This is a genomic window from Acinetobacter sp. NIPH1876, assembly GCF_022808535.1.
Lineage (GTDB): Bacteria > Pseudomonadota > Gammaproteobacteria > Pseudomonadales > Moraxellaceae > Acinetobacter > Acinetobacter higginsii.
This window is the reverse complement of the sequence record NZ_JALGBR010000012.1, coordinates 63,443-89,760: the sequence shown is the minus strand read 5'-3', so window position 1 is coordinate 89,760 and position 26,318 is coordinate 63,443. Positions and strand designations below refer to the sequence as shown.

Here is a 26,318-nt window from a genome sequence, read left to right as displayed (position 1 = left end):
TTTTTAATACGTTTTGATATTAAAAAATTTTTTACTCAATAATGTTGACCACTCTATATTTTCAATAAAGCTCATAATTTGTTTAACCGTATTGCCATTTCCATATGGATTTTTGATTGAGCCTAAAGACTTTTTAAAATTGGAGTCTGATATTTTCTCAAGTGCATCAGAAACCCCATCCAAAGTTGGTTCACAATTGATAATCGAATCGGCCTGCAACCGACCCGCTTGTCTATTACCTATATTAATAGTAGGCACAAATAAAGACGGCGCTTCAAGTATTCCACTTGATGAATTACCAACAACAGCTTCACAATGCTTCACTGCAGATAAATAACGTAATTGCCCCAATGAAGCGAAACAATGGATCCTATCTGGATGCTTCTCACTCCATTTACGCATGCATTCATTAATTGTACGCCCACCGACATCTGCATTTGATAATGTCACAATGATTTGCTTGAAACCATCACTCAGTAATGCAGACATGATGTCGTCTATTTCTTTAATAATGTCTTGCTCGCTTACAGTAACAGGATGGTACGTCATCAAGAAAAACGGAATAGATAAATCAAGTTTTAATGATTTCGCCAATTCCTCTTTTGTAAGTAAAGGAAGTATATTGATATTATCAATTCCTATCGCCCCACTATTACAAACATACTTGGCTTGTTCACCTAACTGTATAACACGCTCTCGATATTCATCTGTAGATGTAAAATGTATATGACTTAACTTTGTTAAAGCATGTCTAAAGTTATCATCTGATGCCCCTTCCGTAATCTCCCCTCCATGCAAATGCACGACAGGTATTTTAAAAAGATTCGCAGCTGTTGCCACGCCTATCATTTCATAACGATCACCGAGAATAACAACAAAATCTGGCTTCAGCCTCTCAAAAGCATCCGCAATCCCGATACATAGCAACCCTAAACTCTTAACCACAGCAGTTGAGGAGTCATTACTCAATAGCATGTCAACCTTAGCATCTATCGAAAAGCCATCTTGCTCAATCGCATGCCATGTCATACCAAATTCAGATGAGAGATGAGTTCCAGACACAATCAACTGTAATTCATAGTTTGTAGATTCATTCAGAGCTTGAATCAATGGTTTGAGTAATCCATACTCAGCTCGAGTTGCTGTAACTACACAAGCTTTTTTCACCATTCGATTTTATCCCCTGCTTTATAGTCTCTTACCGCAGGTTGCCCCACTACCTCATTCCAGAACATAGGAGAAATTCCATCTCCTGGACGCATCGTTGTCAGTACATCCTCTGACATGAGCTCCCCTTTTTGAATATCTGTGGCCGCAACTATACTTTTTCTAGCGACATGAATATTTTTACGTTCAGAGTCAGAAACAAACTTGATTGAACTACCTAAAACTTGTTCTACGACTCTAATCGAGTCAACCATCGCTTTTAATTCATGAGGTTCTAAAGAAGCTTTGTGATCTGGCCCAGGTAAGTTTTTATCTAAAGTAAAATGTTTTTCTATGACCTTGGCACCTAAAGCTACAGCTGCAGTTGGTACAGTAATTCCTGTGGTATGGTCAGAATATCCATAAGCTGTTCCAAATATTTGCCCCATACTGACCATCGCTTTTAAGTTCACGTCCGTCCAAGGAGTTGGATATTCCGTATTACAGTGTAATATGCAAATCTCTTCTCTCTTTCGTCCACAATCTAAAAAAACTTTTAAAGCTGCCTCAATATCAGCCAGATTACACATACCTGTAGACAAGATAACTGGCTTATTCAACGCTGCGATTTTCTTTAGATACGGATAGTTTGTGATCTCTCCTGATGGAATTTTCCATACAGGAATATCTAATTCAATCAAGGTATCAATACTTTCAAAATCAAATGCTGTAGAGAACCAAATGAGTCCTTTAGATTCAGCATAATTTTTTAACTGGCTTAAAGCTGGTACAGGTATTTCTAATTTTTTTAACATTGCATATTGGCTATCTTCATAACCAAGATTCTGCTTCTGATATTCAGCCATTTTTGCTGATTTAGAAACAAGGTTATCTGCCTTAAATGACTGAAATTTAATCGCATCTACTTTTGCTTCTGCAGCAGCATCAATTAATTGATAAGCTTTTTCCAAATCACCGTTATGATTTACTCCAGCTTCAGCAATTAAGAAAGTTTTATTAGCCCAAATCATTGTTTAATTTCCTCGCAGGTGAACCAACCCAAGTCCCAGCTTCCAATATATCTTTAATTACAATAGCACCTGCACCAATTGTTACATTATCAGCTATTGTGATTCCTTGAAGAATTACCGAACCTGAACCAATCATACAATTCTGACCAATAGAAACATCGCCATTCACCACAGCACGAGTGGAAATATGAGTGTGATTTCCAATCTTTGCACCATGTTCAATGATTGCTGCAGTGTTGATAATAACGTTTTCACCCACGATAGCTTTTGCATTAATTACAGCCTGCTCGAGAATTACACTCGCCTTACCAATTACTGCATGCTTTGAAATAACAGCTGTTTTTGCAATTAACGATGCTTTATTGGCATTAATATCAATCAGTTTTTTATAAATTTTTGCTCTTAAAGAATTAGAGGTAACCATACCAACAGTAACGATAAAGTTAATATCATCCGCTTTAGCTAAATCAGGTAGGTCACTATCATTACCGATTACCGCATAAGAAAGTACTTTGGTACCAACCTGATTGTCTACAATACCAACCACGTTAAAACCTGCTAACTCCGCAGAGTTAATACATGATTGGCAGTGTCCACCACCACCGACAAAAACAAATTTCTTCACTGGTGTATGCTCAACTCTAACTTAAAGGGAAATAACACTACTAGGGATATTCACCAAGCGCTCTTGTAACCATTTAGCAGTTTCACATCCATCATTCTGACATTCTGAAAAGGCTGGCAAATCGCTCATAAGCTCCCAAACAGGCCTCATCATGATTCCACGCTTATTAGCTTCTGCAAGAAGTGTTTCTCGTACAGAGAAATCTTCAACCAAAATAGCATTCAACCAAAAGTTTGATTCGCCGCCTTCAGTATTCGAGATAAATGGAATATCATTTTTTTCACATATGTCCGCATAGAAGCTTGCAAGTTGCTTTTTCTTTTCCAAGAAAATAGGCAACTGCTCTAATTGAGCACATGCGAGAGCAGCATTCACATTTGGTAAGCGATAGTTATAGCCAACTTCATCATGAAAAAATTGCCATGCATGAGGTAATTTAGCTGTAGTACTTAAATGTTTTGCTCTTTTTGCAATTTTTTCATCATTGGTTACAACACACCCACCACCGCCACTGGTCACAATTTTATTACCATTAAAACTAAAAGCAGCGAGATCGCCATAAGAACCTAATGCTTTCTCTTTATAGCGTGAACCTAATGCTTCAGCTGCATCTTCAATTAAAACTAAATTCCAATCAGTACAAATTGCTTTAATTTCATCAATCGCTGCAGAAATACCAAAGGTATGCATAGGCACAACTGCTTTAATAATCCGGCCTGTACTTTTATTAATACATTGATTATCTTTAATAAAAGCATTCTTTTCCAAAAAATCTTTCAGTGCTTTGGGGCTTAATCCTAATGTTTCTTTATCAACATCGACAAAAACTGAATGAGCCTTTTGATAAGAAATTGCATTACACGTTGCTACAAAAGTTAGTGGCTGAGTAATAACCTCATCATTCTCACCAACATCAGCTAAAATTAATGCTAGGTGTAAAGCCGCTGTTCCGTTCATTGTAGCAATCGCGTACTTAGTGCCTGCTATTTCCGCCATCATCTGTTCAAAACGGTCAACAAAAGCACCAACAGAGGATACAAATGTTGTATCTATACATTCAGCTAAATACTGTTTTTCATTACCATTAAATACTGGTGCATGTAAGGGAATAAATCCCTCACCAAACACTTCTCTAATGGAACCTAAAAGATTTTCATACTTTTCAGGCAGATTAGACATTATAAATACCTGCTTTATACTTCTCTAAATTCTTAGGATTTAAGAACCACTCAATTGTGTTCTTCAAACCTTCTTCAATTGAATATTCTGGTTTAAAGCCAGTTAAACTATGAATTAAAGTGTTATCACACCAAAGTCGGAAAACTTCTGAGTTTTGTGGACGTAAACGATCAATATCTTCAATAAATTGAGCATCACTATTCATTAGATCTCGAATGAGGTTAAGCGTGTCTCTTACTGAAATTTCATAGTTAGAACCAATATTTACAGTTTTACCAATCGCTTCATCACAATTTGCTAAAGCAATAAAACCACGGCAAGTATCACTCACATAATTGAAATCACGTGTAGGACTCAAGTCACCTAACTTAATTTCTTTATGCCCAGCAGCAATTTGCGCAATAATCGTTGGAATAACAGCACGAGCACTTTGGCGAGGGCCATATGTATTAAATGGTCTCGCGATAGTTAATGGGAGCTCAAATGCGTTATAAAAACTCATTGCCATTGCATCTGCCCCAATTTTTGAAGCACTGTATGGTGATTGTGGTTGTAAAGGATGTTTTTCATCAATTGGAACGTATTGTGCTGTCCCGTATACTTCACTTGTTGAAGTATGAATCACACGTTTAGTACCCAATTCTTGAGCTGCCTGACAAATATTAAGCGTACCAATTACATTGGTATCAACATAACTTGTAGGAGCCACATATGAATATGGAATCGCGATAAGTGCAGCAAGATGGTAGACAACATCAATATCTTGCATAATGTGTTTGCAATAATGTGCATCACGCACATCGCCATTTACAACTTCAACTTTATCTAAACAATTGATGTCTTCTAACCACCCCCAATAATTGAATGAATTATATTGAGATAAAGCACGTACTTCATGACCTTGGCTTACTAGCATTTCTACCAAGTGAGAACCAATGAATCCATCTGCGCCAGTTACAAGTATCTTAGACATGTTTTAACCTCTATTAACTAATTTAAACTATCAATAATAAATTTATCTAAATAACGATTATTATAAGGAGCCATAAACTGTGGGTTTTTACTCAAATAATGATCTCGAGTTTTTTTCAGTTTTTGATACTCAGCTCCTTTTTTCATTAAATCTTTAATGAAATACTCTAGCTCACTCTCTTGCTGTGCTTTAACAGCAACTCCTAACTTAGAATAATCAACAGATTCGTGTAGATCTTTAAAATCAGCGACAATAACTTCTTTGCCGTAAATTGCAGCCTCTAATAAGACACTACTAAATAAACCAACAACTATTTGGCATTTTGCAATAGCTAGATATGTATCACTATCTCTAGATAGGAAAGTAACATTTTTGCTACCGTCAAAAATACTTTTAACTCTATTTAAGACCGGTAATTCTTGCGTTGGATGTGGCTTGACAATTAACTTAATATTACATCTCTTCGAAATATTATTTAATGCATGCCCAATTAACATCATCTCTTCTGGTAAAGAATGTTGCATTGCAAAGAAAATTGCTGATTCATCTTCAGCCTTCACCGCTTGGTGAGCTTCTTCCATTCGTAACATGCGGTCAATGATATTTGCAGAACCAACAATATTTAAGTTTTCAACGTTAGAACCTAAGGCTTGATACACTTTTAATTGATTGGTATCAATTACCCCCATTAGATCTACAATAGAACCTCTATATCTAGCAGACTCAGAAACTACTTGTGGTTGAATACCAACAGTTTTTACATTAAATTCTCGTGCGACTTCTACAATAGCCCTTGAAACATGGCTTCGCTCCATTGAAGTTAAGAATGCTGTCGTGCCTTTCATCAAATTTCTAAATTCAGCAACTAAAACAAATAAAGGTAGTAATGTATTCAGATATGCTTTAATTCTTGGATAAACAATTGAAATAAATTCAGAAGGCAACTGTTTTTTAAGTTCGTGGACATAAAGTGCTACTAAATCTTGGGAAAAAAAGGATTCTGCCCCAGTATAAATATCAGAATATTTTTTTCTAAAATTAACAGCATTACCACTATATACCTCACAGCTTTCTGCATAATTATATTTCAGCAATGTAGCTTTAATTTTATCCTGTAAATTATCACCCAACACAGCACCATTCAAATATAATGCTTTAATTTTCTTTTGTTTGATAGCAACATCCAACAATCTAAATGCTGATGGTGAATATGCATAGTTTTCATCTGTAATATTCCCACAGATAATCACTTTATTTTCATCACTCTTTAAGTTCTTAAAACTCTGATGATCAATCCCCCACCAGAAGGTTGCGAATTGTTCTTTGTAATCTGAAATTAATTTTATTTCTGCATCTAAACTATTTGATATGCCTTCTTTAATAATCTTCTTTGTATCGTTTGGATTTTTAAAGGCTAAATTAATTTTTGAGAAGCATCCCTTTTTTTCTCCATGATATATCAGAGAGTCAATCGCATCTTTATTCGCTTCATAACTATCAAAATATGCTAACAAATGATCATACTTATCAAGCATATCAGCATAGCCATTAAATCTTAATACCTCCATGTAAAGATAATCTTCAATCCCTTCACTCATTTGAGAGAGTATCTTTTCATTTACAAGGTTGTTAGTTACTATTCTTAGTATTCTCAATAACTCAGTACTAAAAATTCGAGCATATCTAGCTGCTTGTGTCTCAGCTTCTGACATAGGTTTTGAATATAATTTATGGATAGAAGTAAGTTTAATCTTGTCTGCAAACTCATTCTTAATAAACATATCTTCATTGTTGGCCAAATTATCTCGGATCGTAATTAAATCAACAACTTTATTATATTGAGATAACTTTTCCGCCAACATCAAACTTTCTTTTTTATCAGTTAAAATAACTGTTTTTGAATCTGTTGATTTTGCAAAATACTGTAAACCGAGCGGATGAGTAGTAGCTGCATTATAGAACGACATGCCTCGCTCTATTGAAAGGGAAGATGATAAATGTATATCAGTTAATCTATCTTGGAGGAAAGTCAAAGTTTCATAAAGATCAGATTTTTCTAAACCATTTGAACTTCTATATCTTGGATACAAAATATATGCGGCAGCAAATACCTTCTCTAAAGTTAACTTTCTATTTCTTCGACTTATGATTTGACGATCATCTGTTAGCCCCCAACCAGAATAGAAAGGTGCACCAAATGTGGTTACAGGAATACCATATATCAAAGCTTCAAAACCACCTAATGATGTCAAAGTATAAACTCTATCCACCTCGTATAGGGCATCAGCTAAAGACATTGGAGTTTTAAAGATTTCAACTTTATCTTCTACTTCTGATAGATCTGATAATTCTTTACGCTTGCCAAGCAATACATCTGGATGAGGTTTATAAATTATTTGAGCATTTGGGTTTTCAGCCAATGCTTTTTTTATCAATTGAACATTAGTGATTACTACATTACACCCATAAATCAATGATTGATCATCTTCAACTTGTCCTAAGACTAGTATACGTTCATTGGTTTTAGGCCCATATAATGACTCAGCCAAACCTTCATTCGTGTCATTATATTTAGATAAATGATATTTTTTTATAAAATCCAAAGAGATTTCAGCTTCTTTTATTAATTTATTATCTTTATCAAAATCATATGTATTTAAGATATTTTCTAGATCTGATGGCTGCGTTGAATCGTAATATAGGCCCGTTTTATCTAAACAAAGTGACAATGGTGGTACATGATTAGCACCCAAACCAATTGAACGAATAAAACCATCTTCAATATAATAAATTGGTATATTATAAATTTCTGCATATGAGCTCAGATGTGCTGGTGTAGTACGCCCCCAAATAATAAAAACAGGATTATGGGTTACTTTCATAGCAATATGCAACTGCTCTACTTCCATACTTTCTGAAAAGAAAAAAACATTATATTCATTTAAAAATCCTATAACATACTTTCGTTTCCATTGAGCCACATTAAAAACGATTGCTGTCTTTTTATAAGGCTGAACAATATGACCAGTATAGTATTTCACTGACAAACGGGCATCATCATAAAAGTTCTTTGCTTTTTCTAGTTCTTTTGTAGTTTTTTGAACTGTCTTCAAAAAACCGTCGTTTTTTATTTTTTTTATTCTGACATTTATCCTACTACTAATATCATTAACTTTCTTTTGAACTTCATCTAAACTCATTATTAATACCTACTAATTTTAAAATATATAAAGCCAAATCATTAAAATTACTAATTTTAAAAAGCCTCAACTTATGATTACGACTCATTTAAATCAATCAAAATCAGTCTCTTCATTTTAAAAATCTAAACCATGTCCAAAGTTTAGTATTCAAATTTTAAAATCATAAATCGAGAGCAACTTTTGCAGCTATAGCAATTTGATATAAAACCTGTGTAATTCCTCGTGTCAACTCCACTACTTTGGTTTGAGCCTTAGGTAGCACTAAAATCTCATCACCTTGTCTTATCTTATAGCGCTTACTCACCAATTCAGACTCACCATTCTGATGAATCACTACTAGTTTTGACTTATTCGATTTCTGGGTAAACCCACCGACCTGATCAATATACGATCCAGCAGACATGTTAGGTTGCCATACAACACCATTCGGGAAAGTGACTTCACCATGTACCATAATCACTGAAGTCTTCTCTGGTATGTTAAGAATGTCACCATTTTCTAAGATCACATCATCAAAGTCTTTGGCATTTAAAACCACTTGCCCTTTAGGCTCTACAGTCCGTGCTTTGGCAATAAACTGCTTTACTAGCTCTGCATCTTTGACACGTAGATTTGCTTCTTCTTGAGTTGTAGAGCGTACGGAGAATGTGGCCTCTTCAAGTTTATCTAAAGAAACATTTAACATTTCCTTTTGTCGTGTTGCAACTGAAGGCCTATAAAGCTGTAAAGCCTCTACTTCAGAAAGTGTATTCGGTTGAATTTGCTTCAGTACTTCAGAAAGTTTAGAACCATATGGCAAAACAACTGCATGAGCACCATTGTGCGCACCTTCGACCCGTACTTGGATCGTACCCGCATAGCGATCCGCAGTCACTGTCAAAATATCACCATCTTCAATCACGACATTATTTGCGGCTGAAAGAGGATAATACTCACTACGGTATTCACTACCTTGACGCCGCATAATACTAACATTGGTGGCACCGGGCTTTAGTTTTGCAACCGATAACGCTTGTGCAACTGTTACTTCTGGTACATTAAACTCAAAATCATAGGCATTAAATACTTCCCCTGAAACAGAGAAGGTATGACTTCGTGGTGCAACAACAATCACATCACCATCACGAAAACTAAACGGCTGTAATTTACCGGCGATCAGGAAATCATATAAATTTACATATTGCTTTAATTGCCCATTGCGCATGATACGAATATCGACATAGCTACCTCGTTGCGCATCGACCCCACCGGCTCGATCCAAATAGGCCATAACACTGTCATTGGCTACACCACCATAAGAGCCAGGTTGATTAACAAAACCTGTAACCATAACTTTAACTGGTTGCGCTTGAACAAGAGCAGCATAAACTCCCACATTGGCGACATAAGTTTTACGTACATAGCCTTCAATCATAGACTGTAAACGACCATTACTTGTTCCTGCAACTTTAACAGGTCCAATGTTAGGAAGAAAAATATTGCCTTGCGGATCTACCGTTAAGGTCCCTGCAAATTGATAAGCACCCCATAAACGTAAATTAATATTATCGCCAGGATTCAGTACATAACTATCATTAAAAGTAGAGCCAACGGTACTCGCAAAAGCACCTTTAAATAACTGTTCTCCAAACATTTTTGTTGGTGTTGCATATTTTTGTGTACTACTTGGAGAAAGTCCAACTACAGATTGACTTGGCAAAATTGTATTGTCTGAAGTGTTTGTAGTTTTTTGTAAAATGTTATCGGCCAACTCTTGCGGCATAAGTGTTTGCGTATCTGCAGCAAAACTATGAAATGAAGAAATTGTAAGCATACTGGTGAATAATATCTTTTTCATTTCGGTTACTCCTTATGCTCACGAATGATCGAGCGAATCAACAAAATTACTCCAAAAAATATATTGAGTAATAGAAATGCACTAAATCCGATATATCCTATACGTGGATACAATGCATCTTGAGGTAGTTGTGGGCTAGTAATAATTACAACATTTTTTAATTTACGTATTGCTTCTAAACGGGCTTTTTCTAGTGAAGCCAAAGCCAATTTATATAGATCTGTATTAAATTCGACTTGCGCCTTTAATCCTTCAAAATTTAGAGCACTTCTATTTAGCTTTTCATTCTGCCCTGGAGAAGTTAATTTCATTTTCTCATCTTGAATTTGTTTTTGAACAGACTCCATTTGGCTACGAATCGCCACCACTTGTGGAGCAGTTGCATTTAAATAGCTGAGCAAGGTTCTTTCTTCTGTGCGTAATTGAACAAGACTACTTTCTAACTGATTAATAATCTGTGCAACAGCTAAAGCTTGTGCTTGTGGATCAAACATTTGATTTTGGTTTTGGTAGGCGATTAAATTCTCTCGAGATTGCTTTAAGTTTCCTGCAGCTTCGTTTAACTGCTCCTTTGCAAATGTCAATTGATCTTTAGCTACACGTTGTGACACATCGTTAATAAATGACTCACTCTCTTTTAGAATTGATTTGTTTAATTCCAAGGCGAACTCTGGGCTAAATCCTTCTGTAGTAACAGTTAACAACATGGTGGATTCATCTAAGTTTACTTTTACACGTTTGTTATAGTAATTAACTAATTCTTCTTTAGAGGAATTAGAGGGTAGCTCAAATATTGGATCTGTTCCATTGCCTCGGAAAGCTTTCGTTAAATTTAAGCTTTTATCCAATTTCTCCACTAAATCTCGTGACTGGATATAGGCTTTTAGAAACTGCGCGTCTTCAGTACTCGTATTACTCACACCTAGTAAAGCACCTATCCCGGTATTTGTCTGTGCATTAACCTCTCCAACCTGCTTAACAACAATTGTAGAGTTAGTGATATAGCGATCTTGTGCAAATACCAACAAGTAAGAAACGATCAAAATTAATGGTAAAATTACCATTGAAGTATACGCTATAAGCGTATACTTTTTATTTTTGCCCAAGCGCATTTTCTTTATATACCTCTACAGCATCTTCTATATTATCAAAATAAAGAGCCTGTCCATTTTGTACAACAAAGCCAACATCACAATTACGTACTAAATCATTTAAATTATGAGATACCATAATAATATTTGAATTTGCTTTTAAATCATCTAAAAGTTTTTGACTTCGCTTTCTAAATGAAGCATCACCTACAGCCCCTACCTCATCTAATAAATAATAATCAAAGTCAAATGCCATGCTTAAGCCAAAACCTAAACGTGATCGCATACCAGATGAATAGCTATTAATAGGCATATCAAAGTATTTACCCAATTGTGAAAACTCTTCAACAAAGCTTACAACCTTATAAACTTCCGCTTCAGGGGCATAAAGACGCGCCACAAACCTTACGTTTTGCCGAGCAGTTAAACTCCCTTGAAAACCACCAGCTAAAGCAACTGGCCAAGAAATAGTTTTATTCGTTATCACCTCTCCTTTATCTGGGAAATCTATTCCACCAATGATACGTAATAAGGTACTTTTGCCAGCACCATTTTTACCCAGTAAACCTACGCTTTTATTTTCTGGCAAGACAACATTTAAATTCTTAAAGACATAATGTCTCCCCTTAGGGGTGATATATGACTTTGTTATATCTTTCAACTCAATCATTTACTTTTCAACACCCTCTGACCAAGAGCACAATATAACAGCAGCCCTAAAAACAATATAACTAGGGTGCTTATTAAAAAATACTGTAAACTCACACCCGGTAAAGTAGTATATTGAGGAGCTACAGCATGTCTTAACAACTCAAACAAATGAGCTAAAGGATTCCAAAGAAAATATTCCAAATATTTCTGTGGTATTTTATGAAGAGGGATTAAAGCCCCTGATAGAAAGTATAAAATTAAAAAAAGTGGACTTATTATTTTATTTATTTCAGCACTAAAGGCCCCAACAATCATCATTACAAATGAAAATCCACAACTAAATATAAATAAAATCAGCCAATAAAATAAAACAGCAGGTATATTAGAGAAACTAACTTGATACCCAATCCATATTAAGACTGAAGTTAAAATCAGATAGCAATTAAAATATAGGAAAAACTCTATTAATGATCTAGCAATGACGGTATCTACTGGTTTTACACTTCTATAACTAAACAAACCTTTATTTGCAGAAACAGCACCTAATGCCTTCGTAGCCGACTTTCGAAACATGAAAAAAGGTAAAACACCATTGACTAGAAAGATCGGGTATTCAATACCTGGCAATGTTCGTTGAATAACAGCACCTAGAAGAATTAACATAAAGATTACATTGAGCGCAGGTTCAATTACAGCCCACAGGTAACCAATTCGATAGTGACCAAATCTAGTTTGCAACTCACGTAAAAATAGAGCTCGAATTGAGGCATACATCACCACTAAACCACTACGGGGTTTAAATCGCGGTAATTTCACCAATACGTTTTGCTCGTCCATCCTGCCCCTGCCCCAGTGCTTAATCTTTGCACTAGCCTTATTTTCCAGCGAAGCTTAAATTATTTTTTCGAAAAGTTAAAGTTTCAAAATGTTCCATAATTTATGAATACGAGAAAGTTCTTCTATTAAAAAAATGTCAAATTACGACACGAATTAAAGCAGAAGAGATCAGTAGATCACACAGACAACTAAAATACATATCTTTCAAAAAGTTATAAACCAAAAGTCAACCACCGCAATGTGCAAGGTAGGGAAAAATAGTGTAGTGAATTGTTATTTCAATAACAATTCACATAATTAAGTTACTCGTCTTCGTCGTAAATATAGCTCATACAACCCCAACCATCATACTCGCCATTGAACTCTTTGGCGATCTTGGTCATCCATTCTTCCAAGTCTTCAATATCTTCATACTCCAAAATCATGTTGACATGGATATTGAGCACCCAAAGATCAGAACCATCTGAATGGACTTCTTCCTGAAAAAGTGAAATTTTTTGTTCTTGGTGTAAAAGATGTAAGGCACATTTTTCAACCTGTTCTTGTTTTTCAAAAACAATCGAAAATTCGACTTCATGTGGCTCGTTGAGTTCATTACCATCTTCAACCATCTGCCATAGCACGTTGCCATTATCATTGTCTGGGAATTGGTCATAGTCGCGAGTCATATAAATATCCTTTGTTGTGTTTTGGACTTGATATTTGGCTATAGATTAACCGATTTTTATGTCATTTTTTAGACGGATTAATAGCAATATTGTAGTCAAAAAACGATCAAAGTAAACGTCTTGAGACTCCTGTGTCTCAACGTAATACGATGCCCAGTACGATCTGATCAAGGCAAGCTATGCCATTTTCATAGATCGGTTCTGCATAGTCTCTAAACACATCTCGCTCAATATGTGACAGACGAAATCCACATTTCTGATAAAGCGCCAGTTGATCCAGACTGGAGTTGCCCGTTTTGACCCATAATGTTTGGATATTTTGTTCTCTGGTATTTTCAATGGCAAATTGAATCAAAGCTTTGGCAAGCCCCTGTTTTTGATAGCGTGAATCTACGGCTAGATTTTTAATTTCCGCTTGATCATGTGTTCTTAATAAACAAAGTTGCGCAATAATCTCTGCCTGATCATTCAACACGAAAAACAGGTTTGACTGCAATAAATAGGTTAAGACCTGCTGCCAACTTGGATCAGCCTCTAATAAAAGTGGCTTTAATTGCAGTTGCTGTATCTCTGAGAGTGCTATCCATTCAGCCTGTTGAATCGAATACATGCGCTGGCCTATTTCTGGTCGTGTTTAGAACTTTAGCTCAGAATGCAGTTCAACTGCATGCCTTTTTAAAGGATGTTGAAATGCCAAATAAGCCGCATGCAGTGCCATCCGTTGTAAATAAAACTTGGCCGGTTCAGGATGATAGAGTTTATCGCCCATAATCGGATGGCCGATGTGCATCATATGCACGCGTAATTGATGCGAACGGCCTGTGACCGGCTCTAAACGGACACGGCTTTGATCCGTTACTGCATCATAGTGCATCAGTTGAAATAAGGTCTTGGCAGGCTTACCCAATTCAAAATGCACCATCTGACGCGGACGGTTTTCCCAATCGGTAATCAGCGGGACTTCCACACTGCCCTCGCGCTGAATTTGTCCCTGTACCAAGGCTACATAATATTTTTTGACGGTACGTGCCTGAAACATTTTACTAATGGCTACTTCTGCATCACGATGCTTGGCAAACATGAGTAAGCCTGAAGTTGCCATATCAAGACGATGCGTGACTTTGGCAGTAGGATATTTTTCTAAAACCCGTAAATAGGCACTGTCCTGATGTTCAGGTAAACGCCCCATCACAGATAATAGCCCAGCAGGCTTATTGATCACCAGTAAATCATCATCTTCATAGACGATCTCTAAAGGATCTTGTGGCGGGGTATAAATAAAATTGTCGTTTAGAGCCATGGCAGCAGAACAAATTGAATCGGATACAGGATGGGGAGTGATTATAGTTGCGCCAACGGCTTTCGCAACCGCTGATTTTCCTCATCGCTGTTACGATCAAGATGGTGTTTTTAAGCCCTTGCCCAAACCTTGTTTATAAATCTCTTCTAATGTAGCAATGTCCCGATTTAAAAACGCAATCAGGTAATCTTTGACACGCGCCAAGCTCAATTGTTTAAACGAAATACTGTCTTTGCTTTTACGCGTGACTAAGCCAAATAAATCTTTTTTAGGAATGATGACCGGAATATCACTGTCCAGTTTGAATTCAAGCTGCTGTGACTTGGCATAGGCATCCAGAATAATCACGATGCTATGCTCGCTACGATGGTCAGTGACCATAAAACTGGTATCGGCACCATTGAGTTGTAATTGACGAACCAACTGCTGACGCCAAGTCATTTCGTCAAACTTGGTTAAAATCGTTGCCAAATCAAAGCGACCGACATGATCGATGTCATTGTGATTCATTTGATGTGGATAGCGGATTTTAAGCTCGAACTCATTCATTATAGTGCTGACCTATAGCTGTGATTTTTTGATTTATTAATATAAAAATAATTATATCACTTTGTTTTTTAATATAAAAATATCGACTTATATTCACAATATTCAGATTACAGGATTGGTTTCACACTCAGTTTTAGTTTTATTGATCTAGTTTTTATTATTTTGATCGAATTATTGATGTTCTCTTCAATTAAATTTTTTAGGGTATCAAGGGAAAACAGAGGTTGTTTACTTCAACACCTATGACTTTGTAAGCCATAACCTTTGCCTATAAACTTTTGATCTATAGCGTCCTAAGCCGAATCGAGACCTTTTGGGTTCGTACACACTTGCTTTATAAGCGTCGGTGCATGCTACTCTTTTCGATCCCTTTCACACCCTTGAGACATAGTTTAAGCAGATCACGGTGGGATTGTTTTCCTAAAAACTGCTATTTTTAGCAATCAATGAAATAATTTTGCACACTACATTCTAAAAGTTAAAATATTTCCCATATCTAACAAAAAACCACAATTTATATTCCGATAAAATCAAATTTACATGTGTATTTTTTCAAATAAAGCTTCTCATCTAAGCCCAAATCACCATAATCGCTGCTACAATCACTAGCCACAGGCCTAAATGATCAGTTTTAGCGAGTTTTTCCTTAAAAAAGAAGACTGAGATTAATAGACTAAATAGAATTTCGACCTGACCCAGCGTTTTCACAATCGCCACAGTCTGCATACTCATGGCACTAAACCAGCCGACGGACGCCAAAAAGCTACAGATACTCACTCTTAAGGTTAAGCCAACACGTTGCCACATTTTATACAAGGTCGGGCGGCGGAAAAATCCGAGATAGACCAACAGTACGATGCATTGAAAACTGATCAAACTGCACAGTACCCAAGCAGCACGATGTAAGAATGGCAACATGCTCAGTTCTAAACTGGCTTCACGCACCAATAAAGAGGTTATGGCAAAACACAGGCCACTCCCGAGTCCAATCATCAAGGTTTTAAAGGACAGATCGGACTGTTGCTTGCCTTTACTGAGTAAAAATACCGCAAGCCCTCCAATCACCACCCCAACCCAACCCCAAGTACTGAGATGTTCCTGTAAAAACAAAACACCAACTAGAGCTGCCAAGATCGCTTCACTTTTAGCCAGTCCAACCCCAATGGCATAGTTTTTTTGCTGGAATAGTTTCACCATTAAAGCAGTGGCATAGATTTGGCTAATGCCTGCAATCACAATATACAGCCAGAATTTATCGGAAAAATGCACTGATGCTGTAACCGGTTGATGCCAATAGAGAAAGGCCAAATAGCTAAATGCAAAGATCGGTGAAAAGATAAATCTCGCCAGTGTGGTGCCATAGACATCCACGCTCGTACTGAGTTGTTTTTGAAATGCATTGCGCCAAGCCTGCATAAATGCAGCCATGAGCGTGAACAGAATCCAAGTAAGCATCATAAGCTTGAACGCAATATTGTCAGTGCCGCTAATTTACGCTGTTCTGACTGGTTTTTCGATAGGCGTCAGTGCTTAAAAACTTAAATCATCAAAGTCCTTTATTTTGGATAGATAAATTGGCACCTGATTGATTTTGCTCCATGTTTCTTTAAACTTTGGATCTTGTTCTGGGTCTTGGCTTAAATTGTCACGAAAAACCTTTTTGCCTGTTAAAAAATTAATACTGGTTTCACTTTGAATGAGCGGGCCATGATTGCTTGAATTATCATATCCAATCAGGCGCAGATCATTGCCTTCCAGGCGAAATAGATAACGCCAGTAGCCATAACGTCCATGCGAATAATAAACGCTCAGCAGATTATTTTTAATTTCCATCCATAGCTCGGGCGGGAAATAGACACCGCCATCTTCATTTTCAGAGCTAAAACAATTGAGATTGCTGACAATAGCTTTGTATTTGCCTTTTTCATTCAGCAATACAATCATACCGCGACGGTTACGATCTAAATGTCCATAATATTCATGTTCAACCAAGGCTTTGGGATCGGTGGCTTTGACGATCAGCACCACATCCTTCAAGCCATCTTTATTCAGATCACCTTCAATCGCTTTAAAGAGTTGGTATTTTGCAGGGATATAGGCTTGATAGGTGACTTTATCTTGACCTAATTTAATTTCTTCCTCTGTCGGTTGTTCTTGGGCAAAGCTGACTTGCGGCAATGCAGATAGGCTTAAAAAGCCGAATAAGGCGGCAATGAGTTGAGTCTTTATCATCTTTTTATCTCATCATTCAGGTGGTTATTGATGCTATTTCTTTTATAAACAATGACTGAATTTCTCTTGGCATTTTGCGCGAATTCAACCTGCGGCAACAATCTTCAAACTTGTGACCCGTTCTTAAAAACTTAAATAATCAAACTCTTTAATTTTCGATAGATAGATTGGGGCTTGATTAATTTTACTCCACTTCTCCTTAAATTTTGGCTCACCTTCAAAGTCTTGACTTAAATTGTCACGAATAACTTTCTTTGCTGTTAAAAAGTTAATACTAGTTTGGCTTTCAATATAAGGCCCATGATTGCTTGAATTGTCATAACCAATCAGACGAAGGTCATTGCCTTCCAAACGAAATAGATAACGCCAATAGCCATAGCGTCCATGGGCAAAGTGTACATTCAGCACATTATTGTTAATTTCTAAGCGTATATCAGGGGCGAAATAAACACCACCGTCTTCATTTTCCGAGTAAAAACAACTTAAGTTACTGACAATCGGCTTGTATTTGCCTTTTTCATTAAGTAATACAATCACACCACGGCGGTTAATATCGATACTACCACGATACTCATGTTCAACAAAATCTTGGGGATCGGTTGCTTTCACCATCAGCACGACATCGTTTATGCCATCTTTATTCAAGTCACCTTCAATGGCTTTAAATAAACGATATTTTGCAGGGATATAGGCTTGATACGTGACTTGGTCTTGGCTTAATTTAAGCTCTTCCGCTGTCGGTCGTTCTTGAGCAAAGCTGAGTTGTGGCAGTATCGATAAGCCAGATAATACGAATAATGCGGCAATCACTTGAGCTTTCATAAGTCCACCATTTTTGATATGGAATGATATTGAAATCCAATATCCGCTTCCAAATAATCAAACTAAGATTTCCTATATTGTTTTATTTAAGACATATCTTTGAATCACTTGATCTAAAGTAATTTCAGAATGCAGATAACCGCTATTTGCTTGAATCACTTTTGCAGAAGCCAAATTGGCTTTATAGCAATGTATATGCAATTGCGTTAAGCCCAGTCCCCATGCTTCCTGAATAGTAAGTTCCAGCAACTTAGCGCCAAAGTTTTGTCTGCGTCTAGAAGGACGAATCCCTAAACCAATATGTCCACCACAATATTCAATTTCTGCATTGAGCTGAGGTCGTAAATTAGATACCCCGATAACTTCATTATCGTCTACTAACCAATAGGTCATATTGGCAACATGTCCCTCTTGTAAAGACTGCCCTTTTTCATATTGTTCTAATTTATGCAAAAACTTGTCAAAATCTGTGTGATCAAAGTCTAGTGTTAGTGGATAACGTTCTTCATCAGCAAGTTCATTAATATAGTCGTTATAACTCTGTTTAAACCTTGCGTGAGGTTTTACCAAACGAAGTGACATCTACTCATTACTCCTAAAGAAGCGTTTTTATTATCTGTATTCACAATATAAAAATGATAGATTTGAAAATATAAGCTTATAGTGAATGAGTGACTTGCTCTTGGCGTTTTGAACGAATCCATCGTGCAGCAATGATAATAAAAATAATCACCAAGACCGTAATCACCACAGGCATGATAAAGGCCAAAATTGATAATACGATCGAGCCAATCAACTCACCTGTCGAAATCACGAAATTCCCTAGCCCACCTGTGGTTGCCGTCGAAACTCCACGTGCTGCAACTGTGCTCATTTGCACCACACCTGCAGTTCCGCCACCGACAATCAGTGCCGCTGCCCAAGTGGCAAACTGGGACATTTCTCCACTACTCACCGCCATCGTTGTGACCGTTCCTGCCACCACAGCCGCAGGTGTGGCAATGGTATCTAATAAGTTATCCACCCATGGAACATAGTAAGCTGCAATTTCACAAATTGTGGCAAAACCCAGTGCCATACATACTGATGGGATGGCTAACCATTCAAAGCCTTTGGCAGGTTCATACCAACCTAATAAGGTCGCAATACTCATGGCCAATAGCGGCACAAAGACACGAAAACCACAGGCTGCGCTGAGCCCAACGCCAATACAGAGTCCTAAAATTGTTTCCATCATGGATTACCTTTCTATGCCTATGACAGGTCTTGTTATTTACATCTTATTTTTAAGGTAACAAAAAGCCCTATCAAGGGATAGGGCTTTTATTCAAACAGTGGGTAACTGTTTGGTATTTTGCGGCTTAGGCATTCTTACTGTTGAATTGATTGCCAAGGCATTTGGTACACGGAGGTAAACGATCAGTACCAATTTCTAAATAGGTGCGGTGTCCGCATTGAACACAAAAATAGAAGCCTGTTCCAGGTTTTTCGCCAGCAGTGACCATCTTTGCTCTCCATAGATTTTAGAAATGGTACATATACTATAGCGTGATAGTTTTGATTATTTATTGACCTTTCCGACAAGTGGTGCTGTCGGAAAGGTGAAGAATGATGCTTAATTAAAATTTAAACGAGTTATAAGGGATTCGATACCCAATTCTCCACACGCAATCCATCAACACGTAAAAACTCTTTTTCATTATTGGTGACCATTACCCAATTATTTGCTCTGGCGTGCGCCGCAAGCCATAAATCATTAGATCCAATAATCTGACCTTTAGAAGAAAGCGCTTGACGTATTTGTGCATAATGATCCGCAACATCTTCATCTAATTCGGCGACTTGAATCATTGAGGTAAACTCATCAATGACTTTTAATGCTTTTTCTTTGCTTTGACTTTTTTCAGCGCCAAAACGTAGTTCGCCCAAGCTAATCACCGAGATTAAAATATTCCGATTGGGAAGATGTTTTTCAAAATGCTGACGGACACTTTCAGGCTGATGTTTGCTGATATAGATACAAATATTGGTATCCAATAAATATTGTGTCTGCATTAGAATTCTTCTCGTTCTTGTGGTGGTTGATCCACTCTTTCTTCTGCATAAAAATCATCTGGCATTTGTGCCAATACATTGAATAAGCGTTCCGCGGTAATTGGCTTTTCACGTAGGATCACTTCATCACCACGGCGAAATATTTCAACTTCTGCGCCTTCAAATCGAAATTCTTTAGGTAAACGAATCGCTTGACTGCGGCCGGTCATAAAAACTTTTGCGGTAGACATTGTTGCTACTCCAACCGTTCTGATACATACCTTATGATAGATACTAATTGATCACTTTAGCAACAACATTTTATCAAAATAGATAAAGCCAAATACAGCTAAATACTTAACGTCATTCATCTTCAAAATTAAAAAAAGATTAAGCCAGATTTCTTTTATATATAAAAATAAAAGACCCTACACGAAGTAGAGTCTTTTAATCACACTATTGATCGCTTTTAGCTAAGGCATCAAGCCACTTGACCTTCTAAAAAGTCTTGAGCAAAACGCTGTAATACCCCACCCGCTTCATACACAGACACTTCTTCTTCTGTATCTAGGCGGCAAGTCACAGGCACTTCAACAATCTCTTCCTTACCATCCGCTGTGGCACGCTCAATCACTAAAGTTAAAGTTGAACGCGGTGCAATATTACCAATTACGCTATACAGCTCAGTACCATCTAGTTTTAAGGTCTTACGGTTCACACCCGGCTTAAACTCAAGCGGTAAAACACCCATACCCACTAAGTTAGTACGGTGAATACGCTCAAAACCTTCGGCAACAATCGCTTCAACACCTGCAAGACGAACACCTTTGGCTGCCCAGTCACGACTTGAACCCTGACCATAATCCGCACCCGCCACAATGATCAACGGTTGCTTACGGTTCATGTAGGTTTCAATCGCTTCCCACATCCGCATCACTTCGCCTTCTGGCTCAACACGTGCTTTTGAACCTTGCTTAATGGTGCCGTCTGAACGAACCACCATTTCATTAAACAGTTTCGGATTCGCAAAGGTTGCACGTTGTGTGGTTAAGTGATCACCACGGTGCGTTGCATAGGAGTTAAAGTCTTCCTCAGGCACACCCATTTTCGCCAAATATTCACCAGAAGCACTGTCTAACACAATCGCATTTGATGGAGACAAGTGATCGGTGGTGATGTTGTCACCCAAGATCGCAAGCGGACGCATATTGGCTAAAGTACGTGGTGCAGCCAACGCCCCTTCCCAATATGGTGGACGGCGAATATAGGTACTCATTGGACGCCAATCATACAATGGGCTTGCAGCTTCTTCATTGACACCCAAATCAAACATCGGAATGTAGATTTTACGGAACTGCTCAGGCTTCACTGCTTCTTTGACGAGCGCATCAATTTCATCATCCGAAGGCCAGATATCTTTCAGGTAAATTGGATTACCGTCTTTGTCATTTCCAAGCGAATCTGTTTCGATGTCAAAACGAATGGTTCCTGCAATCGCATAGGCTACAACCAACGGCGGAGATGCCAAGAACGCTTGTTTTGCGTATGGATGGATACGGCCATCGAAGTTACGGTTACCCGAAAGTACCGCAGTCGCATATAAGTCACGCTCAATGATTTCTTGTTGAATCACCGGATCAAGTGCGCCTGACATCCCATTACACGTAGTACATGCATAGGCGACGATACCAAAACCAAGTTTCTCAAGATCACCCAACACGCCTGCTTCTTCTAAATACAGCGCAGCTGCCTTAGAACCCGGTGCAAATGATGATTTCACCCAAGGTTTACGTACCAAGCCGAGTTCATTGGCTTTACGTGCCAATAGACCTGCGGCAACCGTGTTACGTGGGTTAGAGGTATTGGTACATGAGGTAATTGCAGCAATAATCACGGCACCATCAGGAATTAAACCTTCTGCTTCTTGTGCCTTGGCAAGATCCAAATTCCCTGCAATGCCTTTTGCTTTCAAATCAGCCGTAGAGACACGTGCATGCGGGTTTGATGGCCCTGCAATGTTACGAGTCACTGTTGAAAGATCAAAACGAAGTACACGTGGGTACTCAGCTTGGGTCATATCTGATGCCCAAAGACCGATTTCTTTGGCATACTGCTCAACCAAAGCCACTTGCGCATCTTCACGGCCCGTCAAGCGTAAATAGTCGATGGTGTTCTGGTCGATATAGAACATTGCCGCAGTTGCGCCATATTCTGGGGTCATATTTGAGATGGTGGCACGATCGCCTACTGACATGCTGTCAGCACCTTCACCGAAGAACTCTAGATATGCACCGACAACACGTTCTTTACGTAAGAACTCAGTCAATGCCAACACGATATCGGTTGCAGTAATGCCAGCTTGACGCTGACCGACAAACTCAACCCCGATAATGTCTGGCAGACGCATCCAAGATGCGCGCCCAAGCATGACGTTCTCAGCTTCTAAACCACCGACACCGACTGAAATCACCCCAAGCGCATCAGTATGTGGGGTATGTGAATCTGTACCGACACAAGTATCTGGGAATGCCAAGCCATCACGGTTTTGAATCACTGGAGACATTTTCTCCAAGTTGATCTGATGCATGATGCCGTTACCCGCAGGGATCACATCAACATTTTTAAAAGCAGTTTTAGTCCACTCAATAAAGTGGAAACGGTCTTCGTTACGACGATCTTCAATTGCACGGTTTTTCTCAAACGCGTCAGGGTCAAAGCCACCGAACTCCACTGCCAAAGAGTGATCCACGATCAACTGAGTTGGTACCACAGGATTGACTTTGGAAGGATCACCGCCTTTATCCGCAATCGCATCACGCAGACCTGCAAGATCAACCAATGCGGTTTGGCCTAAAATGTCGTGACAGACCACACGCGCTGGATACCATGGAAAATCAAGATCCTGACGACGTTCGATCAACTGGGTTAAATAGGCTGTTAAATTCTCGGCATCCGCTTTACGCACCAGCTGTTCAGCGAGCACTTTCGAGGTGTATGGCAGCTTTTCGTATGCGCCTGGCTGAATATCTTCAACGGCTTGACGCACGTCATAATATTCGAGCTGGGTACCTGCCAGCGGTTTACGATATTTTGTGTTCATTAACCACGCTCCGCCAATGGTTTGAATTCAAGATTTTCAGGGCCTGTATAGTTCGCGCTTGGACGAATGATTTTACCGTCTTGACGTTGCTCAATCACGTGTGCAGACCAACCCGCAGTACGTGCAATCACAAATAATGGGGTAAACATTGCCGTTGGAACGCCCATCAAGTGATAGCTCACCGCACTGAACCAGTCGAGATTCGGGAACATGTTCTTCACTTCTTTCATCACCGCTTCTAAACGTTCAGCGATCACATACATCTTGGTATTTTCTTGTGCTTCAGCAAGTTCACGCGCCACTTGCTTGATCACTTCATTACGTGGATCAGAAACGGTATAAACTGGGTGACCAAAACCGATCACCACTTCTTTTTTCTCAACACGGCTACGAATGTCAGCTTCTGCTTCGTCTGCATTGTCATAACGTTGCTGAATCACAAACGCCACTTCGTTCGCACCACCGTGTTTAGGTCCACGCAGCGCACCGATACCGCCTGTGATTGCCGAGTACATGTCTGAACCTGTCCCTGCGACTACACGAGAGGTAAATGTAGATGCGTTAAACTCATGCTCTGCATATAGAATCAAAGAGGTGTGCATGGCTTGAATCCATTCTTCCGATGGCGCTTCGCCATGAAGGAGATGCAAGAAATGTGCAGCAATCGAGTCATCATTGGTTTCAACTTCGATACGACGACCGTTGTTGCTGAAGTGATACCAGTACAACAACATTGAGCCTAGGCTTGCCATTAATTTATCAGCGATGTCTTTTGCGCCGGCTTCGTTGTGGTCTTCGTGTTCTGGGGTTAAGCAACCCAATACAGATACACCCGTACGCATCACATCCATTGGGTGTGCAGATGGTGGCAGTTGCTCTAGTGCGGTTTTCAATGCTGCGGGTAAACCACGGAGTGCTTTTAATTTTGCTTTATAGGCTTTGAGTTCGGCTTTGTTTGGGAGTTTGCCGTGTACAAGAAGGTGTGCCACTTCTTCAAACTGGCTGCCGACGGCAAGGTCAAGAATGTCATAACCACGGTAGTGTAAGTCGTTGCCGCTGCGGCCTACGGTACAGAGTGCGGTGTTGCCTGCAACTTGTCCGCTGAGTGCAACTGATTTTTTTGGTTTGAAGCCTGTTGGCGTTTCATTACTGCTCATAAGATTGTCCTTTTCTGTTCTTTCTATGTGAATTATGAGTTCTAAAATCCCTCCCTAGCCCTCCCTTTCCAAAGGGAGGGAAGTCCCCCTTTTTCAAAGGGGGATTTAGGGGGATTTCTTATTTTGCTTTTTCAAACGATGCATCAAGATATTGTTCAAACGCGTGGTAGTTAATACGTTCATACAATTCTTGGCGGGTTTGCATGGTGTCGACCACATTCTTTTGCGTGCCTTCTTTACGCAAAGTCTCATAAACATTTTCTGCGGCCTTGTTCATGGCACGGAATGCAGACAGTGGATAGAGCGCAATGCTGACATCGGCAGAAGCCAATTCTTCCGTAGTAAATAATGGGGTTGAACCAAACTCAGTGATATTGGCTAAAACGGGTACTTTGGTCAGATCTGCAAATTGCTTATACATGGCCAATTCAGTGATCGCTTCTGGGAACAGCATGTCTGCACCTGCTTCGATATACGCCCCTGCACGGTCAATCGCAGCTTGTAAACCTTCAACCGCGAGCGCATCGGTACGTGCCATGATCACAAAGCTGTCATCGGTACGTGCATCGACCGCGGCTTTAATACGATCGACCATTTCTTGTTGGGTTACGATGGCTTTATTCGGACGGTGACCACAACGTTTAGCACCGACTTGGTCTTCGATATGCATTGCAGCAGCACCGAACTTGATCATCGACTTGGTGGTACGTGCGATATTAAACGCGGAAGCACCAAAACCTGTATCCACATCGACCAATAACGGCAGATCACAGACATCAGTAATACGGCGTACATCAGTCAATACATCATCAAGGTTACTGATACCTAAATCAGGTAAGCCCAAAGAACCAGCAGCCACACCACCACCAGACAAGTAGATCGCTTTGTAGCCTGCACGTTTTGCCAATAACGCATGGTTGGCATTGATCGCACCGACCACTTGTAATGGTTTTTCATTTGCGACCGCGTCGCGGAATAGCTGACCAGCAGACTGTTTAGCCATGTTGTTGTTCTCCTTGATTTTGTAGCAATGTTTGCTCAACAATTTTGTAAGATGCATTGATATGACGGTGCATTAGCATTTCGGCGAGTTCACCGTCACCTTCAGCAATCGCATCTAATATACGGATATGTTCATCCCAAGCTTTACTTGGGCGATCTGGGGTATTTGAAAACTGGATTCGATACATACGGATGAGGTGATACAGCTCATCGCATAACATTTTTTCTAAGGTTTTATTGCCACTGCTTTTGATAATGCAGTAATGGAAATCGTCTTGGCCTTCTTGCAAATAGTAACCCTTACCTGCTTTAAAGTTTTCATCCTCGGCATGCATACGCAATACATCACGCAAGGCCAGAATCTGTTTTTTATCAATATGCTGGGCAGCCAGTTTGCAGGCCAAGCCTTCTAAAGAGGCACGAATTTGATACAGCTCTTGAAACTGCTGTAGCGACAGTGACACCACACGGGCACCGACATGCGCAGTTCGCTCTACCAGTTTCTGCCCTTCCAGACGGTGAATCGCTTCACGTAAAGGCCCTCGACTGATGCCATACATCCGTGCCAGTTCAGGTTCTGAAATCTTGCTGCCCGCAGGAATATGTCCCAATACAATCGCCGACTGAATTTGCTTAAATACGTGTTCCGTCAGGGTCATTCCCTGACTGGTGCTGAGGGCTTGAGGAACAAGGGTATCTTGCATATTGTCGACAATCTCTACAATTTTTATGATTTTATAACCAGATAAAAGAAAAAATGCAATAGGATTGTCGACAATAAATTAGACTGGTGCTTTCAATCCGACGTGATTGTGATCACTCAGTGGCTGATCAACACACTGTCAAAAATCTTATATAAAAATAGATAAAACAATAGCTTA

The 26,318-nt window shown here is 39.0% G+C and carries 26 protein-coding genes; all 26 read right to left on the bottom strand.

The window, feature by feature from the left end; translation table 11 throughout:
- Positions 1-3 precede the first annotated feature (3 nt).
- The 26 genes from neuC to MN869_RS14080 all read right to left on the bottom strand — a co-directional run bounded on the left by neuC (position 4) and on the right by MN869_RS14080 (position 26,141).
- Positions 4-1,170: a UDP-N-acetylglucosamine 2-epimerase gene (neuC, locus tag MN869_RS14205; RefSeq protein WP_243308347.1), complete on the bottom strand. Its 1,167-nt coding sequence runs from the start codon at positions 1,168-1,170 to the stop codon at positions 4-6.
- On the bottom strand, positions 1,164-2,177 hold the full coding sequence (gene neuB / locus MN869_RS14200; RefSeq protein WP_243308346.1) for an N-acetylneuraminate synthase: 1,014 nt from the start codon (positions 2,175-2,177) through the stop codon (positions 1,164-1,166). The genes neuC and neuB overlap by 7 nt, the downstream gene beginning before the upstream one ends.
- The gene (locus MN869_RS14195; protein WP_243308344.1) at positions 2,164-2,802 is read right to left on the bottom strand and encodes an acetyltransferase; all 639 of its coding nucleotides are present in this window, start codon (positions 2,800-2,802) and stop codon (positions 2,164-2,166) included. Before MN869_RS14195 ends, neuB begins: the two co-directional genes overlap by 14 nt.
- A 21-nt stretch (positions 2,803-2,823) precedes the next feature.
- Positions 2,824-3,981: a LegC family aminotransferase gene (locus tag MN869_RS14190; RefSeq protein ID WP_243308329.1), complete on the bottom strand. Its 1,158-nt coding sequence runs from the start codon at positions 3,979-3,981 to the stop codon at positions 2,824-2,826.
- Positions 3,974-4,954 carry an NAD-dependent 4,6-dehydratase LegB gene (locus MN869_RS14185; RefSeq protein ID WP_005200854.1) on the bottom strand — a complete coding sequence of 327 codons (981 nt, stop codon included), beginning with the start codon at positions 4,952-4,954 and terminating at the stop codon, positions 3,974-3,976. The genes MN869_RS14190 and MN869_RS14185 overlap by 8 nt, the downstream gene beginning before the upstream one ends.
- A 17-nt stretch (positions 4,955-4,971) precedes the next feature.
- Positions 4,972-8,154: a beta-3-deoxy-D-manno-oct-2-ulosonic acid transferase gene (locus MN869_RS14180; protein WP_243308327.1), complete on the bottom strand. Its 3,183-nt coding sequence runs from the start codon at positions 8,152-8,154 to the stop codon at positions 4,972-4,974.
- Positions 8,155-8,317: 163 nt separating this feature from the next.
- Positions 8,318-9,994, bottom strand: coding sequence for a polysaccharide biosynthesis/export family protein (locus MN869_RS14175; protein WP_243308325.1), 1,677 nt, complete (start codon positions 9,992-9,994; stop codon positions 8,318-8,320).
- 5 nt (positions 9,995-9,999) lie between these two features.
- Positions 10,000-11,106 (bottom strand): capsule biosynthesis protein, encoded by a 1,107-nt coding sequence (locus MN869_RS14170; protein WP_243308321.1) that lies wholly within the window; start codon positions 11,104-11,106, stop codon positions 10,000-10,002.
- Positions 11,087-11,755, bottom strand: a complete 669-nt coding sequence (locus tag MN869_RS14165; RefSeq protein ID WP_243308319.1) for an ABC transporter ATP-binding protein — start codon at positions 11,753-11,755, stop codon at positions 11,087-11,089. Before MN869_RS14165 ends, MN869_RS14170 begins: the two co-directional genes overlap by 20 nt.
- A complete protein-coding gene (locus MN869_RS14160) occupies positions 11,752-12,573 on the bottom strand; it encodes an ABC transporter permease (protein WP_243308317.1) in 822 nt (273 codons plus the stop codon). Before MN869_RS14160 ends, MN869_RS14165 begins: the two co-directional genes overlap by 4 nt.
- Before the next feature lie 302 nt (positions 12,574-12,875).
- Positions 12,876-13,241, bottom strand: coding sequence for a ribonuclease E inhibitor RraB (locus MN869_RS14155; protein ID WP_004801857.1), 366 nt, complete (start codon positions 13,239-13,241; stop codon positions 12,876-12,878).
- A gap of 136 nt (positions 13,242-13,377) precedes the next feature.
- Positions 13,378-13,851, bottom strand: coding sequence for a GNAT family N-acetyltransferase (locus MN869_RS14150; protein ID WP_243308315.1), 474 nt, complete (start codon positions 13,849-13,851; stop codon positions 13,378-13,380).
- Positions 13,852-13,875: 24 nt separating this feature from the next.
- Positions 13,876-14,541, bottom strand: coding sequence for a pseudouridine synthase (locus MN869_RS14145; RefSeq protein WP_243308308.1), 666 nt, complete (start codon positions 14,539-14,541; stop codon positions 13,876-13,878).
- Between the two features lie 96 nt (positions 14,542-14,637).
- Positions 14,638-15,090 (bottom strand): hypothetical protein, encoded by a 453-nt coding sequence (locus MN869_RS14140; protein WP_171548609.1) that lies wholly within the window; start codon positions 15,088-15,090, stop codon positions 14,638-14,640.
- 570 nt (positions 15,091-15,660) lie between these two features.
- Positions 15,661-16,548, bottom strand: a complete 888-nt coding sequence (locus tag MN869_RS14135; protein WP_171552360.1) for an EamA family transporter — start codon at positions 16,546-16,548, stop codon at positions 15,661-15,663.
- Positions 16,549-16,620: 72 nt separating this feature from the next.
- The gene (locus tag MN869_RS14130; RefSeq protein ID WP_243308307.1) at positions 16,621-17,322 is read right to left on the bottom strand and encodes a hypothetical protein; all 702 of its coding nucleotides are present in this window, start codon (positions 17,320-17,322) and stop codon (positions 16,621-16,623) included.
- 123 nt (positions 17,323-17,445) lie between these two features.
- Positions 17,446-18,144 (bottom strand): hypothetical protein, encoded by a 699-nt coding sequence (locus MN869_RS14125; RefSeq protein ID WP_243308305.1) that lies wholly within the window; start codon positions 18,142-18,144, stop codon positions 17,446-17,448.
- A 72-nt stretch (positions 18,145-18,216) separates the two neighbouring features.
- The gene (locus tag MN869_RS14120; protein WP_243308302.1) at positions 18,217-18,726 is read right to left on the bottom strand and encodes a GNAT family N-acetyltransferase; all 510 of its coding nucleotides are present in this window, start codon (positions 18,724-18,726) and stop codon (positions 18,217-18,219) included.
- A 76-nt stretch (positions 18,727-18,802) separates the two neighbouring features.
- Positions 18,803-19,378 carry a DUF4126 domain-containing protein gene (locus tag MN869_RS14115; protein WP_243308483.1) on the bottom strand — a complete coding sequence of 192 codons (576 nt, stop codon included), beginning with the start codon at positions 19,376-19,378 and terminating at the stop codon, positions 18,803-18,805.
- A gap of 127 nt (positions 19,379-19,505) precedes the next feature.
- Positions 19,506-19,649: a zinc ribbon-containing protein gene (locus tag MN869_RS14110; RefSeq protein WP_004637424.1), complete on the bottom strand. Its 144-nt coding sequence runs from the start codon at positions 19,647-19,649 to the stop codon at positions 19,506-19,508.
- 130 nt (positions 19,650-19,779) lie between these two features.
- A complete protein-coding gene (locus MN869_RS14105) occupies positions 19,780-20,199 on the bottom strand; it encodes a type II toxin-antitoxin system VapC family toxin (protein WP_243308301.1) in 420 nt (139 codons plus the stop codon).
- A complete protein-coding gene (gene vapB / locus MN869_RS14100; protein ID WP_171552354.1) occupies positions 20,199-20,429 on the bottom strand; it encodes a type II toxin-antitoxin system VapB family antitoxin in 231 nt (76 codons plus the stop codon). The genes MN869_RS14105 and vapB overlap by 1 nt, the downstream gene beginning before the upstream one ends.
- A 230-nt stretch (positions 20,430-20,659) precedes the next feature.
- Positions 20,660-23,278: a Fe/S-dependent 2-methylisocitrate dehydratase AcnD gene (acnD, locus tag MN869_RS14095; RefSeq protein WP_243308299.1), complete on the bottom strand. Its 2,619-nt coding sequence runs from the start codon at positions 23,276-23,278 to the stop codon at positions 20,660-20,662.
- Positions 23,278-24,435, bottom strand: coding sequence for a 2-methylcitrate synthase (gene prpC, locus MN869_RS14090; RefSeq protein ID WP_004656677.1), 1,158 nt, complete (start codon positions 24,433-24,435; stop codon positions 23,278-23,280). Before prpC ends, acnD begins: the two co-directional genes overlap by 1 nt.
- Before the next feature lie 118 nt (positions 24,436-24,553).
- Positions 24,554-25,438, bottom strand: coding sequence for a methylisocitrate lyase (prpB, locus tag MN869_RS14085; RefSeq protein ID WP_004801838.1), 885 nt, complete (start codon positions 25,436-25,438; stop codon positions 24,554-24,556).
- Positions 25,431-26,141 carry a GntR family transcriptional regulator gene (locus MN869_RS14080; protein WP_005209855.1) on the bottom strand — a complete coding sequence of 237 codons (711 nt, stop codon included), beginning with the start codon at positions 26,139-26,141 and terminating at the stop codon, positions 25,431-25,433. Before MN869_RS14080 ends, prpB begins: the two co-directional genes overlap by 8 nt.
- Positions 26,142-26,318 lie beyond the last annotated feature (177 nt).

Excerpts from the sequence above, each read along its gene's own strand:
- neuC (WP_243308347.1), bottom strand. The coding sequence starts at position 1,170 with ATGGTGAAAAAAGCTTGTGTAGTTACAGCAACTCGAGCTGAGTATGGA.
- neuB (WP_243308346.1), bottom strand. The coding sequence starts at position 2,177 with ATGATTTGGGCTAATAAAACTTTCTTAATTGCTGAAGCTGGAGTAAAT.
- MN869_RS14190 (WP_243308329.1), bottom strand. The coding sequence starts at position 3,981 with ATGTCTAATCTGCCTGAAAAGTATGAAAATCTTTTAGGTTCCATTAGA.
- MN869_RS14185 (WP_005200854.1), bottom strand. The coding sequence starts at position 4,954 with ATGTCTAAGATACTTGTAACTGGCGCAGATGGATTCATTGGTTCTCAC.
- MN869_RS14180 (WP_243308327.1), bottom strand. The coding sequence starts at position 8,154 with ATGAGTTTAGATGAAGTTCAAAAGAAAGTTAATGATATTAGTAGTAGG.
- MN869_RS14175 (WP_243308325.1), bottom strand. The coding sequence starts at position 9,994 with ATGAAAAAGATATTATTCACCAGTATGCTTACAATTTCTTCATTTCAT.
- MN869_RS14170 (WP_243308321.1), bottom strand. The coding sequence starts at position 11,106 with ATGCGCTTGGGCAAAAATAAAAAGTATACGCTTATAGCGTATACTTCA.
- MN869_RS14165 (WP_243308319.1), bottom strand. The coding sequence starts at position 11,755 with ATGATTGAGTTGAAAGATATAACAAAGTCATATATCACCCCTAAGGGG.
- MN869_RS14160 (WP_243308317.1), bottom strand. The coding sequence starts at position 12,573 with ATGGACGAGCAAAACGTATTGGTGAAATTACCGCGATTTAAACCCCGT.
- MN869_RS14155 (WP_004801857.1), bottom strand. The coding sequence starts at position 13,241 with ATGACTCGCGACTATGACCAATTCCCAGACAATGATAATGGCAACGTG.
- MN869_RS14150 (WP_243308315.1), bottom strand. The coding sequence starts at position 13,851 with ATGTATTCGATTCAACAGGCTGAATGGATAGCACTCTCAGAGATACAG.
- MN869_RS14145 (WP_243308308.1), bottom strand. The coding sequence starts at position 14,541 with ATGGCTCTAAACGACAATTTTATTTATACCCCGCCACAAGATCCTTTA.
- MN869_RS14140 (WP_171548609.1), bottom strand. The coding sequence starts at position 15,090 with ATGAATGAGTTCGAGCTTAAAATCCGCTATCCACATCAAATGAATCAC.
- MN869_RS14135 (WP_171552360.1), bottom strand. The coding sequence starts at position 16,548 with ATGATGCTTACTTGGATTCTGTTCACGCTCATGGCTGCATTTATGCAG.
- MN869_RS14130 (WP_243308307.1), bottom strand. The coding sequence starts at position 17,322 with ATGATAAAGACTCAACTCATTGCCGCCTTATTCGGCTTTTTAAGCCTA.
- MN869_RS14125 (WP_243308305.1), bottom strand. The coding sequence starts at position 18,144 with ATGAAAGCTCAAGTGATTGCCGCATTATTCGTATTATCTGGCTTATCG.
- MN869_RS14120 (WP_243308302.1), bottom strand. The coding sequence starts at position 18,726 with ATGTCACTTCGTTTGGTAAAACCTCACGCAAGGTTTAAACAGAGTTAT.
- MN869_RS14115 (WP_243308483.1), bottom strand. The coding sequence starts at position 19,378 with ATGGAAACAATTTTAGGACTCTGTATTGGCGTTGGGCTCAGCGCAGCC.
- MN869_RS14110 (WP_004637424.1), bottom strand. The coding sequence starts at position 19,649 with ATGGTCACTGCTGGCGAAAAACCTGGAACAGGCTTCTATTTTTGTGTT.
- MN869_RS14105 (WP_243308301.1), bottom strand. The coding sequence starts at position 20,199 with ATGCAGACACAATATTTATTGGATACCAATATTTGTATCTATATCAGC.
- vapB (WP_171552354.1), bottom strand. The coding sequence starts at position 20,429 with ATGTCTACCGCAAAAGTTTTTATGACCGGCCGCAGTCAAGCGATTCGT.
- acnD (WP_243308299.1), bottom strand. The coding sequence starts at position 23,278 with ATGAACACAAAATATCGTAAACCGCTGGCAGGTACCCAGCTCGAATAT.
- prpC (WP_004656677.1), bottom strand. The coding sequence starts at position 24,435 with ATGAGCAGTAATGAAACGCCAACAGGCTTCAAACCAAAAAAATCAGTT.
- prpB (WP_004801838.1), bottom strand. The coding sequence starts at position 25,438 with ATGGCTAAACAGTCTGCTGGTCAGCTATTCCGCGACGCGGTCGCAAAT.
- MN869_RS14080 (WP_005209855.1), bottom strand. The coding sequence starts at position 26,141 with ATGCAAGATACCCTTGTTCCTCAAGCCCTCAGCACCAGTCAGGGAATG.